A 13,613-nucleotide genomic window follows, 5' to 3' on the forward strand; every position below is an offset into this window, starting at 1 on the left:
ACTCGCACCGCCGCTTGCGGATTGGAGAAGTCCCGGTAAAAGGAGGAGGCCGCAGGCCGGGGGACATTCGCGGAGGGAAGTACCCGACGGCCTGTTCACACGCCCTGAACAGCCATCCTCGGTAAAGCAAACAGCGACAGCCAAAGATTTCAGCGTCCAGTTCAGTTCGTTTCAACAAAACAAGGAGACCTCTCATGAAATTCCGCCGCACCCTGCTCGGCCTCGCCGCCGCTGCGACAGCCCTTGGCATGTTCTCGACCGGCGCCATGGCGCAGGCCGCCTACAAGCCCGAATACAAGATGTCCCTCGTGCTCGGCCCGCCCACCCCCTGGGGCCAGGCCGGAAAGATCTGGGCCGACCTGGTGAAGGAACGCACCCAGGGGCGCATCAACATCAAGCTGTACCCCGGCGTGTCGCTCATCCAGGGTGACCAGACGCGCGAGTTCAGCGCCCTTCGCCAGGGCGTCATCGACATGGCCGTGGGCTCGACCATCAACTGGTCGCCGCAGGTGAAGCAGCTCAATCTTTTCTCCATGCCGTTCCTGATGCCCGACTACGCGGCCATCGATGCGCTCACGCAGGGCGATGTGGGCAAGGAGATGTTCAAGACCCTCGACAAGGCCGGCGTGGTGCCGCTCGCGTGGGGCGAGAACGGCTTTCGCGAAATCACCAACTCCAAGAAGCCCATCAAGTCGCCGGCCGACATCAAGGGCATGAAGATCCGCGTGGTCGGCTCGCCCATCTACTCGGACATGTTCACCGCCCTGGGCGCCAACCCCACGCAGATGAGCTGGGCCGACGCACAGCCCGCGCTCGCCAGCGGCGCGGTCGACGGGCAGGAGAACCCGCTGTTCCTGTTCACCGTGCTGAAGATGCAGACCGTGGGCCAGAAGTTTGTCACCACCTGGGGCTACGTGGCCGACCCGCTGGTGTTCGTGGTCAACAAGGAAATCTGGGCCTCGTGGACGCCGGCCGACCAGGCCATCGTGCGCCAGGCCGCGCTGGACGCGGGCAAGGAAGAAATCGTCATCGCGCGCAAGGGCCTGGTCGAAGCCGACAAGCCCGTGCTGAAAGACATCGCCGGCATGGGCGTGACCGTGACCAGCCTCACCCCGGCCGAGCGCGACGAGTTCGTGAAGGCCACGCGCCCGGTGTACGACAAGTGGAAGTCGACGGTGGGCGCCGACCTGGTGGCGAAGGCCGAGCAGGCGATCGCGGCGCGCAAGAAGTAACCAGGCCGAGCAACGGGGCTTCGAGCAACGGGGCTTCGAGTCACGGGGCTTCGAGCCAGCGGGCGGCTCACGCGCCGTAGCCGCCTTCGCGGTAACGGCTCGGGTTCGCGCCCGCCACCTTTCTCATCAGGCGGCGCAGCGCGGTGGCGTCCTGGTAGCCCACGGCGGCCGCCACCTGCTCGACCGTCATGCGGCTGCCCTCGAGCAGCGCGCGCGCACGCCGCAGGCGCACGCTCTGCACCAGCGCCTGCGTGCTCTTGCCAGTGGCCTTCTGGATGTGGCGCGCCAGCGTGCGCTGCGACATGCAGAACTCGCTGGCCAGCGCGCTCACGGCGGGCGCGCTCGGCAAGGCCGACTCGACCCTGGCCGCAAGCCGCGCCACCAGGCCGTTGCCGTTGGCCAGCAACTCCGCGGCAATGAACGGCGACTGCGCCTGCCGCCCGTCGATCAGCAGCATGCGCGAGACCAGGTCCGTGAGCGCGCTGCCGCAGCGCTCGCGCAGCAGGTGCAGCATGAGGTCGGTCTGCGCGAACGCGGCGCCCGCGGTCACCACCGGGCCGTCGGCGCACACCATGCGGTCGGCATCGACCGTGCAGCCGGGTGACATGCGCGCGAGCAAGGGCGCGTACCACCACGACGTGGTCGCGCGCCGCCCTTCGAGCAGGCCCGCGGCGTTCAGCAGGAACACCGCCGAGCAAGACGCCGCGACCTGTCCGCCGGACTTCACATGGCGCACGAGGGCTTTCACGGCGTGGGCGGCGTCGTCGCTTTCCAGGCACTGGCGAATCTCGCCGGGCGTGTTCAGGCCCAGCCCCGGCACCACCCAGGTCGACCGGTCGTCGCGCGGCCTCGCGGGCAGGCGCGCGGTTTCCAGGCTCATGCCGGCCTGCAGCCCCACGGTGCCGCCCTGTACCGAGCACAGGCGCCAGCGCGGCGGCGCCACGCCGGCACGGGGCGCCACGGCCTGCGCGGCAGCCAGGATGTCGAGCGTGACCGCCACGCTCGAATTGAAGGCGCCGGGCAGCACCAGCACGGTGAAGTCATGCATTGCGGAGGTTGGCCGATAAGGCCCTGAAGCAGTCGAATTGGACACTGCCATTCTCTGGCCCGCGGCGGCCCAATACAAGCCTCGCCCGCTTCCCTCATCGCGCCGCATGCCCACCATCTTCGTGAAGATTCCCCACGGTTCATTCCCCGGCGAGCACCGCGCCTCGCTCGTTCGCAACATCAACGAAGCCGCTGCAGCAGCCGAACAGATGCCCGACGAGCCCCGCGCACGCGCCATGTGCTGGGTGCTGGTCGACGAGCTCGCGGCCGGCGCCCTGACCTGCGGCGGCGCCGACCTGAGCACGGAACTGCTGCCCTGCACCGCGCTGGCCTGCGTGCCGGCGGGCGTGCTCGACGCCGCATCGCGCGCCATGTTCGTCGCGCGCGTGCACGCCGCGTTCAAGCTGGCGATGCCTTCGGACGACAGGCGCCGCCTCGCGACCTCGGTGCTCGTTCACGAGGTGGCCGACGGCGCCTGGGGCGTGGGCGGCGACATCTGGCGGCTGCCCGACTTCGCGCGCGCCGCGGGGTACGCGCACCTGCAGCACCTGGTTCCGCTGACGCAAACCACCTGAACGACAAGGAGACCGCCCATGACACCGACACGCCCCCTGAACGAAGACGACCCGCTCGACGACTTCAGCGCGCGCGCCATCACTCTCGACGGCATCGAGAAGAAGGTCTACCTCACTGGCCAGGGCCCCGCCGTGATCGTGATGACCGAGATGCCCGGCATCAGCCCGCACGTGGCGCGCTTCGCGCGATGGGTGTGCGACGCAGGCTTCACGGTCTACATGCCTTCGCTGTTCGGCCGCGACGGCGCGGTGCCGCAGGCCGAGGAGGGCGCGGCCGTGTTCAGGCGCGCCTGCGTGAGCGCGGAATTTCGCGCCTTCGCGTCGAACGCGTCGAGCCCCGTCACGCAATGGCTGCGGGCGCTCGCGCGGCTGGCGCACGAAGAATGCGGCGGTCCGGGCGTCGGCGCGATCGGCATGTGCTTCACCGGCAATTTCGCGCTGTCGATGATGCTGGAGCCGGCCATGCTCGCGCCGGTGGTGTGCCAGCCCTCGCTGCCGCTGGACGACCCGGCCGGCACGAACGTGGCGGCCGACGAACTGGCCGCCGTGCGCCAGCGCCTGGAGCGCGAAGACCTCACGGTGATGGCCTACCGCTTCGACGGCGACAAGTTCTGCAAGGCCGAGCGCTTCGCGGCGTTCTCCCACGCGCTGGGCCCGCGCTTCGTCACGCGCGTGCTGCCCGACAGCGCGGCCAACCCCGACACGCCGCCCTTCTTCGCGCAGGTGGTGGCCAGCCCGCACAGCGTGGTCACGGCGCACCTGATCGACGAGGCCGGCCAGCCGACGCTGGCGGCGCGCGACGAGATCCTGGCGTTCTTCGCGCGGAGGCTGCGGGGCGGGCGCTGACGGGCGTGCGGGCGACATCACGAGGGGACTTGCAGTCGCGCCCGCAGGCGAACTTGCAAGCTCTGGCAGACTGGCCCGCCAAGGAGCCTTGCCATGCCGACCAACCCCTCCACCCACTCTCCCCACTCTCCCGACACCCCGTTGCACACGCTCATCATCGACACCGACCCCGGCGCCGACGACGTGATCGCGCTGCTGTTCGCCATGGCCGCGCCCGAGGCGCTGCACATCCAGGCGCTGACGACGGTGGCCGGCAACGTGCCGCTGGCCAAGACCTCGCGCAATGCACGCCTGGCCTGCGAGTGGGCTGGGCGGCCGGAGATCGCGGTGTACGCGGGCGCCGAGCGCCCCCTGCAGCGCACACCGATCTACGCGGCCAACATCCACGGCAAGGAAGGCCTCACGGGCGTCGACGTGTACGAGCCCGCCACGCCACTGGCCGAGGGCCATGCGGTCGACTACCTGGTTCGCACGCTGCGCGCCGCGCCCGAGAAGAGCGTGACGCTCGCCATGCTCGGCCCGCAGACCAACCTGGCGCTCGCGCTCGAACAGGCGCCCGACATCGTGCGCGGCCTGCGCGAGCTGGTGCTGATGGCCGGCGCGCATTTCAACGGCGGCAACATCACGCCCGTGGCCGAGTTCAACGTGTTCGCCGACCCGCACGCGGCCGAGGCGGTGCTGAAGAGCGGCGTGCCCATCACCCTGCTGCCGCTGGACGTGACGCACAAGATCCTCACGAGCGAGGCACGCATCGCGCGCCTGCGCGGCCTGGGCAACAAGGCCGGGGCGACGGTCGCGGACATCCTCGACGCCTATGCGCCGCAGGAAATGAAGCACTACGACATGCCCGGCGGCCCGGTGCACGACGCCACGGTCACGGCCTACCTGCTTCGGCCTTCGCTGTTCACGGGCAAGCGCATCCACGTGGAGGTCGACAGCCGCGAGGGCATGGGTTTCGGGCAGACGGTGGCCGACTGGTACGGCAGCCTGCATCGCACGCCCAACGCGACCTGGATCGTCGACGGCGATGCGCAGGGCTTCTTCGACCTGCTGACGGAACACATCGCGCGGCTGCCCTGAGCCGTCTGGCGCCGCTTTTCGCGCACTTCATCGCAATGCGATGGCCGCTGCGCAGCGGCGCGGCCACCATCCGGCTCCCGACACCGTCCAGGAGATCCGCGATGCGCACCGTTTTCCGCCACAGCCTGCTGCTTGCCTCAGGCTTGCTGCTGTCCTTCCAGCTCCTGGCCGCCGAGGCCGGCTGGCGCCCATGGAGCATTCCGGGTGCGACACCCGAGGCCGCGCCCACCGTGGTCGCGCTGTACTACCCGACGCAGGCGGCCGCCCGCGCCATTCCGATGGGGCCGTTCACGGTGCGCGTGGCCATCCAGGCGCCGCCCGAAGAGCGCGTCAAGGGCCTGATCGTGTTGAGCCACGGCGTGGGCGGCACCGAACTGGGCCACACCAGCCTGGCCGAAGCACTCGCGCGCAACGGCTACCTGGTCGCGGCGCTGCGCCATCCGGGCGACAACTGGCAGGACGGCACGCTGCTGCAGAAGGGCGCGGCCGCGTACTTCACGCAACGCCCGCAGCAGGTCTCGCATGTGATCGACGCGCTGCTGAAAGACCCGATGTGGAAAGACCGCATCGCCAGCGACGCGCAAGGCCCGCGCATCGGCGCGCTGGGTCATTCGGCCGGCGGCTACACGGTGCTGGCGCTGGCGGGCGGGCAGGTAGACCTGTCGCGCATCGCCAGCCATTGCGCGAGCGAGCGCGCCGCGGACCCGATCTTCTGCGGTGTCGGGCGCAACGCGGGAGCACCTGCTGCCACGGCAATGCACTCTGATTCGCCCACGCTGCTGCCCTCGCTTCGCGACCCGCGCGTGCGCGCGGTCGTGGCGATGGCGCCGGCCGGCGCGCCCTTCACGGCCGGCTCGCTCGCGCAGATCAGCGTGCCCACGCGCATCTACGAGGCCGAGCAAGACCGCTTCCTGGTTCCGCGCTTCCATGCCGAATGGGTCGCGCAGAACATGCCGGCCGCCGAGTTGCGGCGAATTCCCGACGCCTGGCATTTCGCCTTCATGGACACCCCGGCAAGCGCGATCCCGACCGACGACGGCGACGTTCGGGCCGACCCGCCGGGCTTCGACCGCAAGGCGCTGCTGGCGCGGCTGGGCGACGAGATTCCGGCGTTCTTCGACCGGGCGTTTTCGGCGAGCCCGTCCACGAAATAGGCTGAGGGGCCGGCGCCCGCCGCCATGAAAAAAGGGGCTGCGCCTTTGAAGCGCAGCCCCTTTGGGTCTTCGAAGAACCCTGCAGCGAAATCAGTGCTGCAGGATCTTGTTCAGGAAGTCCTTGGTGCGCGGCTGGCGGTTTTCCGGGTGGCTGAAGAACTCGTCCTTCGGGCAGTCTTCCAGGATCTTGCCGCCCACGTCGATGAAGATCACGCGGCTGGCCACCTTGCGGGCGAAGGCCATTTCGTGCGTGACCACCATCATGGTCATGCCTTCCTTGGCCAGGCTCACCATCACGTCGAGCACTTCGCCGACCATTTCGGGGTCCAGCGCCGAGGTGGGTTCGTCGAACAGCATCACGATCGGGTCCATCGACAGCGCGCGCGCAATGGCCACGCGCTGCTGCTGGCCGCCCGACAGCTGGCCCGGGAACTTGTCCTTGTGCGCCATCAGGCCCACGCGGTCGAGCATCTTCAGGCCGCGGGTCTTGGCCTCGTCGGGCGTACGGCCCAGCACCTTGATCTGAGCGATCGTGAGGTTCTCGGTCACCGACAGGTGCGGGAACAGCTCGAAGTGCTGGAACACCATGCCGACCTTGGAGCGCAGCTTGGGCAGGTTGGTCTTGGGGTCGTGCAGCGGAATGCCGTTGACGGTGATCTCGCCCTTCTGGAAGGGCTCGAGCGCGTTCACGGTCTTGATGAGGGTGGACTTGCCCGAGCCCGAAGGCCCGCACACCACCACCACGTCGCCCTTGGAGATGCTCACCGAACAGTCGTTGAGCACTTGCACCGGGCCGTACCACTTCGATACGTTCTTGATTTCAATCATTTTTTCGGACATTTCTTTCTCTCCGGTTCAGCACTCAGGTCAGCGAATGATGGCGATTTTCTTGTGCAGGCGCTTCACCAGCCAGGAAAGGGCGTAGCACATGACAAAGTAAACGACAGCGGCCAGCAGGTAGGCCTCAATGGGACGGCCGAAGTTCTTGCCCGCCGTCTCGAAGCCCTTGAGCATGTCGTAGGCACCGATGGCGTAGACCAGCGAGGTGTCCTGGAACAGGATGATGGTCTGCGTAAGCAGCACCGGCAGCATGTTGCGAAACGCCTGCGGCAGCACCACCAGGCGCATGTTCTGGCCGTAGGTCATGCCCACGGCCTGCCCGGCGTTCACCTGGCCGCGCGGAATCGACTGGATGCCCGCGCGCATGATCTCGGAGAAGTACGCGGCCTCGAACGCCACGAAGGTGATCACGGCCGAGATTTCGGAGCGGTAGTTGGAGCCCACCGAGCCGAACAGCGAGTAGAACGACGCCGGCACCAGCAGGAAGAACCACAGGATCACCATCACCAGCGGAATGCTGCGCATGCCGTTGACGTACAGGGCCGCGGGCGCGTCGAGCCACTTCTTGCCCGACAGGCGCATCAGCGCCAGCAGGGTGCCGAAGACCACGCCGCCAATGGTGGCCACCACGGTCAGCATGATGCTGAAGTAGAAGCCCTTGACGACGAAGTTGCTGATGACGTCCCAGTTGTAGAAGGACAGGTCGAGATTCATGTCAGTGTCCTCCGCCGCCCGCGCTGGCGGACACGATGAAGCCCGGCACGCGGGTCTTCTTCTCGATGTAGGCCATCAGCCGGTTGATGATGAGCGCCGACACCACGTAGCAGGCCGTCACCGCGAGGTACACCTCGATGCCGCGCGAGGTTTCTTCCTGCGCCTGCATGGCGAACATGGTGAGCTCGGTGACCGACACGGCGAACGCGACGGACGAGTTCTTGAAGATGTTCATCGTCTCGCTCGTGAGCGGCGGGATGATGATGCGGTACGCCATTGGCAGGATCACGTAGCGGTAGTACTGCGTGGTGGTGAAGCCCACCGCCATGCCCGCGTAGCGTTGCCCCTTGGGCAGCGCCTGGATGCCCGAGCGAACCTGCTCGGCGATACGTGCCGAAGTGAAGAAGCCCAGCGCCAGCACCACGAGGATGAAGCTCGGAACGCCCTTCATGACGGGAATGAGCGCCGGAATCACGTGGTACCAGAGAAAGATCTGCACCAGCAACGGAATGTTGCGGAACAGCTCCACCCAGGCATTGCCCAGGCGCACCAGCCACGGGCTGTCAGGCAGCGTGCGGATGATCCCGACCAGCGAGCCCAGCACCAGCGCGACGATCAGCGCCAGCAACGCAACCGACACCGTCCAGCCCCAGGCCGACAGCATCCATTGCAGGTAAGTCGGGTAATCCCCCCCGGGGTCTTGCAGGAAGACCTGCCAATCCCAGTTGCCCATGTTCATTCACTCCTTCAGCACTTAGAAAACCTGTCCCTTGAAAAGAAACGCCCACCGTGAAAGGTGGGCGTCATTCACGCAGCGACGCGACGCTTATTCCTTGGTGACGTACTCTTCAGCCGGCTTGTCGTTCGGGTTGGCCCAAGCGTTCTTGGTGGCTTCGCCGAGCGGCAGGTTGATGGTCACGCCTGCGGGCGGGATCGGCTTGAGGAACCACTTGTCGTACAGCTTGGTCAGCTCGCCCGACTTGGCCTGCGCCTTGATGCTGTCGTCCACGGCCTTCTTGAAGGCCGGGTCGTCCTTGCGGATCATGATGGCGATGGGCTCCACGGCCAGCACGTCCGGCAGGATCTTGTAGTCCTTGGGCGACTTCGACTTGGCGGCCAGGGCGGCCAGGATCGAGCCGTCCATCACGAAGGCGTCGGCACGGCCGGTTTCCAGCAGCAGGAAGCTGTCGGAGTGGTCCTTGCCGTAGACCTCCTTGAAGGTCAGGTTCTCGGCGCGCTTTTGCTTGCGCACGGTTTGCAGCGGCGTGGTGCCGGTGGTGGTGGCAACCGTCTTGTCCTTCAGGTCGGCCAGCGAGTTGATGCCCGAGTTGGCCTTGACGACGATCTTGGTTTCCTCGACGTAGGTGGTCACGCCGAAAGCCACGTCCTTCTGGCGGGTGGCGTTGTTGGTGGTCGAGCCGCACTCGATGTCCACGGTGCCGTTCTGCACGAGCGGAATGCGGTTTTGCGAGGTGACGGGCTGGTACTTGACTTCGAGCTTCTTGCCGGCGGCCTTCTCGAGGTCCTTGATGATGTTGGCGCAGACGTCGTAGTGGAAGCCGGTGTACTGGCCGTTGCCCAGCGTGTACGACAGGCCCGAGGATTCGCGCACACCTTCAGTGATGACGCCCGATGCCTTGATCTTGGCCAGGGTGTCGCTGGCTTGTGCCATTGCACCGCCGGCGGCCAGTGCCGCGATTGCCAATGCCAAAACTTGTTTTTTCATACGGTAAAACTCCTGAGGGTGACGTAAACAAATACAACGAAATTCTAGACACTCACATTTTGCGTGATACCCGGACCAACCCGGTGCACTCGCGCACTCTGCGCACCGCGCCGGCGCACATGGGCGCTGGCATGGTGCGATCCTGCCTCCTGGCATTGTCTGACTTTCACTAAGCAGCCTTTGTGCCCGACCCGCCCACCGGCGTGGTGCCCGAGGGCTCGGCCGCCGGGGGAACCGGCGCGGCCGACAGGCGCACGGGCTGCGTGAGGTTTTCGGGCACCAGCAGCGCCTCCATCTCGGCGCGCGTCATGATGCCCAGCGACTCGGCCACCAGGTCGATGGGCCCGCCCGTGGCCAGCGCGGTCTTGGCAATGAGCGCGGCCTTTTCGTAGCCGATGAGCGGGTTGAGCGCCGTGACCAGCGTGACCGACTCGCGCACCCTTTTGGCGAGGAACTCGCGGTTGGCCTCGATGCCTTCGACGCAGTTGGTCTGCAGCGTGGCGCAGGCGTTGGCCAGGTGCTTGATGCTCTTGAACAGGCTCCAGCCCATGATCGGCTCGAAGGCGTTCAGCTGCAGCTGGCCGGCCTCCGACGCCATGGTCACGGTGATGTCGTTGCCGATGACCTCGAAGGCCACCTGGTTCATCACCTCCGGGATCACCGGGTTGACCTTGCCCGGCATGATCGACGAGCCCGCCTGGCGCGCCGGCAGCCTGATTTCCCCGAACCCCGCCTGCGGGCCGCTGGACAGCAGCCGCAGGTCGTTGCAGGTCTTGCTGAGCTTGGTGGCCACGCGCTTCAGCACGCCCGACAGCTGCACGAAAGCCCCCGTGTCCTGCGTGGCCTCGATGAGGTTGGCGGCCTGCTTCAGCGGCACGCCGGTCTGCTCGGCCAGGTACTGGCAGGCCAGGTTGGCGTAGCCGTGCGGCGCATTGATGCCGGTGCCGATGGCGGTGGCGCCCAGGTTGATTTCCTCGATGAGCGCGCGGGCCTCGCCCAGGCGGGCCTCGTCCTCGCCGATCATGATCGCGTAGGTCAGGAACTCCTGGCCCAGCGTCATGGGCACGGCGTCCTGCAGCTGGGTGCGGCCGATCTTCAGCACGTCCTTGAACTCCAGCGCCTTGGCCTCGAAGGCGCGGCGCAGCGAGGCCATGGCCTCCAGCAGCCGGCCGATGGCGAACCACAGCGCCAGGCGCACCGCCGTCGGGTACACGTCGTTGGTGCTCTGCGAGGCATTGACGTGGTCGTTGGGGTGCAGCACGTCGTAGCGGCCCTTTTCGTGGCCCAGCTTTTCCAGCGCGAGGTTGCAGATGACCTCGTTGGCGTTCATGTTGGTCGAGGTGCCGGCGCCGCCCTGGATCACGTCGACCACGAACTCGTCGAGCAGCTTGCCTTCGATGAGGTCCTCGCAGGCCAGGATGATGGCCGCGGCGCGGTCGCGGTCGATGGCGCCCAGGTCGGCATTGGCGCGGGTGGCGGCCTTTTTCACGAAGGCCAGCGCGCGCACCAGGTCGGGCATGGCCGAGATGCGGGTGCCGGAGATGGCGAAGTTCTCGACCGCCCGCGCCGTGTGCACGCCCCAATAGGCGACGGCGGGAATCTGCTTCTCGCCGAGGAAGTCGTGTTCGGTCCTGAAATTGGTGCTCATACAGGTTCCTCGGCTTAAAAAAAAGCACGCGTGGGACGCGTGCCGGGAGTGTGCTTGTGACAGCGGCTAAAAAGCAGCCGCGACTGTAGTAGCGCCCGGCCCGGGGCGCCAATGCCGTATGCGGGGAGGCTCATGCGCGGCATTTATAGATTGTGCAGTGCACAAATTCAAGCGCGTCGTCAGTCCGCCGGCTGCGTGCCCACCAGGTACGACCACAGCGCGTCGGCCGTGCGCTTGGGCTGCAGCGCGGTGTCGGGCGCGGCGGTCTTGGCGGCGCGGCCGGTGCCGGTGCCGGTCTTGGCCGGGGCCGGCGCGGTCGGGCGCTCGCGGTAGGCGCGGATTTCCATCGTCGCCTCCAGGCTGTCGATTTCCGGGGGCAGCGCGCTCACCAGCTTGCGCGCCTTGATTTCGTTGCGCACCGCGCTCTGCGGCAGGAAGGCGATGCCATGGCCTTCGAGCGCCATCACCTTCAGGCCCTCGGCCATGTCGGTCTCGTAGACGCGGTCCAGGTGAATGGCGGTGCCCGACTCTTTCAGCAGCTGGTCGACCACCCTGCCCAGGTAGGCGCCCGGCGCATAGCCCAGGTAGGGCAGCGGCTGGCCCGGGCGGCCCGGCAGCCGGTAGCGCGGTGCGCCCTCGGCGTCGGCCTTGACCCAGGGGGCCACGGTTTCCTCGCCCAGGCTGACCATCTCGTACTTGTTGGCGTCGAGCTGCAGCGGCTGCGACGGGTGGTGGTACGCAATGAGCAGGTCGCAGCTGCCCTCGACCAGCCGCAGCACCGCGTCGTGCACGTTCAGCGCGATGAGCCGGCTCTTGATCGGCCCGAAATGCTCGCGCAGGCTGGTCACCCACGAGGGGAAGAAGGTGAAGGCCAGCGTGTGCGGCACCGCGATCTCGATCACGTCCTGCCCGGCCGCCGAATGGCCGCGCAGCATGGCGCGCGTGCTCTGCAGCGACTGCAGCATCTCGATGGCCTGGCTGTAGAGCGTCTGGCCCGCGGGGGTGAGCCGCGTGGGGTACGAGCTGCGGTCCACCAGGTCGGTGCCGGCCCAGCCTTCGAGCGCCTGGATGCGGCGGGAGAACGCCGGCTGGGTCACGTGCCTGAGCTGGGCCGAGCGGCTGAAGCTGCGGGTCTCCGCAAGGCTGATGAAGTCTTCTAGCCACTTTGTTTCCATGGGCGACGATTATGCGAGCGGCGCGCCATACTGGGCGCCCCCACCTTCCTCCCCTCTTTTTTACGCCTGCGCCATGCCTTCAGCCGACGACCTGCTCGCCCTCAGCGCCACCGAACTTTCCCGCCGCATCGCCTCGCGCGACGTGTCCTGCCGCGAGGTGATGCAGGCGTCGCTCGCGCGCATCGAGGCGCTGAACCCGCGCTTCAACGCCATCGTCTCGCTGCGCGAGCCGGCGCAATCGCTGGCCGAGGCCGACGCGCGCGACGCCGAGCTGGCGCGCGGCGAGCGGCGCGGCTGGATGCACGGTTTTCCGCTGGCCGTGAAAGACCTGAGCCACGCCGCCGGCCTGCCGACCTCGATGGGCTCCCCGCTGTCGCCGCGCTCGCCCGCGCGCACCGACAGCCTGCACGTGGCGCGCGCCCGCGCGGCCGGCGCGGTGGTCATCGGCAAGACCAACACGCCCGAGTTCGGACTGGGCTCGCACACCTACAACCCGGTGTTCGGCATCACGCGCAACGCCTATGCGCCCGAGCGCAGCGCGGGCGGCAGCAGCGGCGGCGCGGCGGTGGCGCTGGCCCTGGGCATGCTGCCGGTGGCGGACGGCAGCGACATGATGGGCTCGCTGCGCAACCCGGCGGCCTTCAACAACGTGATCGGCATGCGGCCCTCACGCGGGCGCGTGCCCGGCGACCCGGAGCAGGAGCTGTTCTTCCAGCAACTGGGCAGCGAAGGCCCGATGGCGCGCACGGTGGAAGACACGGCGCGGCTGCTGGCGGTGCAGTCGGGCTTCGACGCGCGCGTGCCGCTGTCGTCGCCGCACGCCATCCACCCGTCCTCGTCGCCCGACACGCTGCAGCTGGACGGCGACGGCAAGGGCCTGCGCATCGGCTGGCTCGGCAGCATCTGGCCCGACCTGCCGCTGGCGCCCGGCATCCGCGAGCTGGGCGAGAAGGCGCTCGACACCTTCCGCGCCATCGGCTGCGAGGTCGAGCCCTGCACGCTCGACGTGCCGCGCGAGCACAACTGGAGCGCGTGGCTGCGGCTGCGGCAACTGCTGGTGGGCGGCAAGCTGGGCGCGTACCTGAGCGATGCCAAGCTGTTCGCGCAGCTCAAGCCCGAGGCGCAATGGGAAATCGAGCAGAGCCGGCACCTGGACGCGGCGTCGCTGTACCAGGCCTCGCTGTACCGCTCGAACGTGTACCGCGCGTTCGTCAAGCTGTTCGAGCGCTTCGACTTCGTGGTGGCGCCGACGGCGCAGGTGTTCCCCTTCGATGCCGAGCTGCACTGGCCGGCCGAGGTGAACGGCGTGAAGAGCGACACCTACCACCGCTGGATGGAGATCGTGACGCCGTTCACGCTGGCCGGCTTGCCGACGCTGAATGTGCGCGCCGGGTTCGGCGAAGGCGGGCTGCCGATGGGGTTGCAGCTGGCGGGGCCGATTCATGCGGACCTGGATGTGCTGCGGCTGGGGCATGCGTATGACCAGGCCTGCGGGTGGGCGGCGCACCGCCCTTCGGTATTGGGTTGACTCCCTCCCCCGCTGGGGGAGGAGCCATGCATTTCTCCCTCCCCCTTT

General features: G+C 67.8%; 13 protein-coding genes. 6 read left to right on the top strand and 7 right to left on the bottom strand.

Going from position 1 to position 13,613, the window contains the following annotated elements:
* Nucleotides 1–194: 194 nt before the first annotated feature.
* Nucleotides 195–1,232, top strand: coding sequence for a DctP family TRAP transporter solute-binding subunit (locus tag AB6807_RS26200; protein WP_116910651.1), 1,038 nt, complete (start codon nt 195–197; stop codon nt 1,230–1,232).
* 67 nt (nt 1,233–1,299) lie between these two features.
* Here AB6807_RS26200 and AB6807_RS26205 read toward each other — a convergent pair whose 3' ends face one another.
* A complete protein-coding gene (locus AB6807_RS26205; RefSeq protein ID WP_371086844.1) occupies nt 1,300–2,280 on the bottom strand; it encodes a GlxA family transcriptional regulator in 981 nt (326 codons plus the stop codon).
* A 106-nt stretch (nt 2,281–2,386) separates the two neighbouring features.
* Here AB6807_RS26205 and AB6807_RS26210 point away from each other — a divergent pair, with 106 nt between their 5' ends.
* From AB6807_RS26210 to AB6807_RS26225, 4 genes are all read left to right on the top strand, one after another.
* The gene (locus AB6807_RS26210; RefSeq protein ID WP_371086845.1) at nt 2,387–2,854 is read left to right on the top strand and encodes a tautomerase; all 468 of its coding nucleotides are present in this window, start codon (nt 2,387–2,389) and stop codon (nt 2,852–2,854) included.
* 18 nt (nt 2,855–2,872) lie between these two features.
* Nucleotides 2,873–3,700, top strand: a complete 828-nt coding sequence (locus AB6807_RS26215; protein WP_371086846.1) for a dienelactone hydrolase family protein — start codon at nt 2,873–2,875, stop codon at nt 3,698–3,700.
* 93 nt (nt 3,701–3,793) lie between these two features.
* On the top strand, nt 3,794–4,780 hold the full coding sequence (locus tag AB6807_RS26220) for a nucleoside hydrolase (protein WP_371086847.1): 987 nt from the start codon (nt 3,794–3,796) through the stop codon (nt 4,778–4,780).
* A gap of 101 nt (nt 4,781–4,881) precedes the next feature.
* Nucleotides 4,882–5,934 (top strand): alpha/beta hydrolase family protein, encoded by a 1,053-nt coding sequence (locus AB6807_RS26225; RefSeq protein WP_371086849.1) that lies wholly within the window; start codon nt 4,882–4,884, stop codon nt 5,932–5,934.
* 90 nt (nt 5,935–6,024) lie between these two features.
* Here AB6807_RS26225 and AB6807_RS26230 read toward each other — a convergent pair whose 3' ends face one another.
* From AB6807_RS26230 to AB6807_RS26255, 6 genes are all read right to left on the bottom strand, one after another.
* Nucleotides 6,025–6,762 (bottom strand): amino acid ABC transporter ATP-binding protein, encoded by a 738-nt coding sequence (locus AB6807_RS26230; protein WP_093057334.1) that lies wholly within the window; start codon nt 6,760–6,762, stop codon nt 6,025–6,027.
* A gap of 39 nt (nt 6,763–6,801) precedes the next feature.
* Nucleotides 6,802–7,488 (bottom strand): amino acid ABC transporter permease, encoded by a 687-nt coding sequence (locus tag AB6807_RS26235; protein ID WP_116910657.1) that lies wholly within the window; start codon nt 7,486–7,488, stop codon nt 6,802–6,804.
* Nucleotide 7,489: 1 nt separating this feature from the next.
* Complete coding sequence (locus AB6807_RS26240) at nt 7,490–8,221, bottom strand: amino acid ABC transporter permease (protein WP_116910813.1); 732 nt, start codon at nt 8,219–8,221, stop codon at nt 7,490–7,492.
* A gap of 93 nt (nt 8,222–8,314) precedes the next feature.
* Nucleotides 8,315–9,214, bottom strand: a complete 900-nt coding sequence (locus AB6807_RS26245; protein ID WP_116910658.1) for an amino acid ABC transporter substrate-binding protein — start codon at nt 9,212–9,214, stop codon at nt 8,315–8,317.
* Between the two features lie 169 nt (nt 9,215–9,383).
* On the bottom strand, nt 9,384–10,862 hold the full coding sequence (locus AB6807_RS26250) for an aspartate ammonia-lyase (RefSeq protein ID WP_116910659.1): 1,479 nt from the start codon (nt 10,860–10,862) through the stop codon (nt 9,384–9,386).
* 179 nt (nt 10,863–11,041) lie between these two features.
* Nucleotides 11,042–12,037, bottom strand: coding sequence for a LysR substrate-binding domain-containing protein (locus tag AB6807_RS26255; RefSeq protein WP_371086850.1), 996 nt, complete (start codon nt 12,035–12,037; stop codon nt 11,042–11,044).
* Between the two features lie 73 nt (nt 12,038–12,110).
* Here AB6807_RS26255 and AB6807_RS26260 point away from each other — a divergent pair, with 73 nt between their 5' ends.
* The gene (locus AB6807_RS26260) at nt 12,111–13,565 is read left to right on the top strand and encodes an amidase (RefSeq protein WP_371086851.1); all 1,455 of its coding nucleotides are present in this window, start codon (nt 12,111–12,113) and stop codon (nt 13,563–13,565) included.
* Nucleotides 13,566–13,613 lie beyond the last annotated feature (48 nt).

Origin of the sequence: Variovorax sp. RCC_210 (assembly GCF_041355175.1) — a bacterium.
Lineage (GTDB): Bacteria > Pseudomonadota > Gammaproteobacteria > Burkholderiales > Burkholderiaceae_C > Variovorax.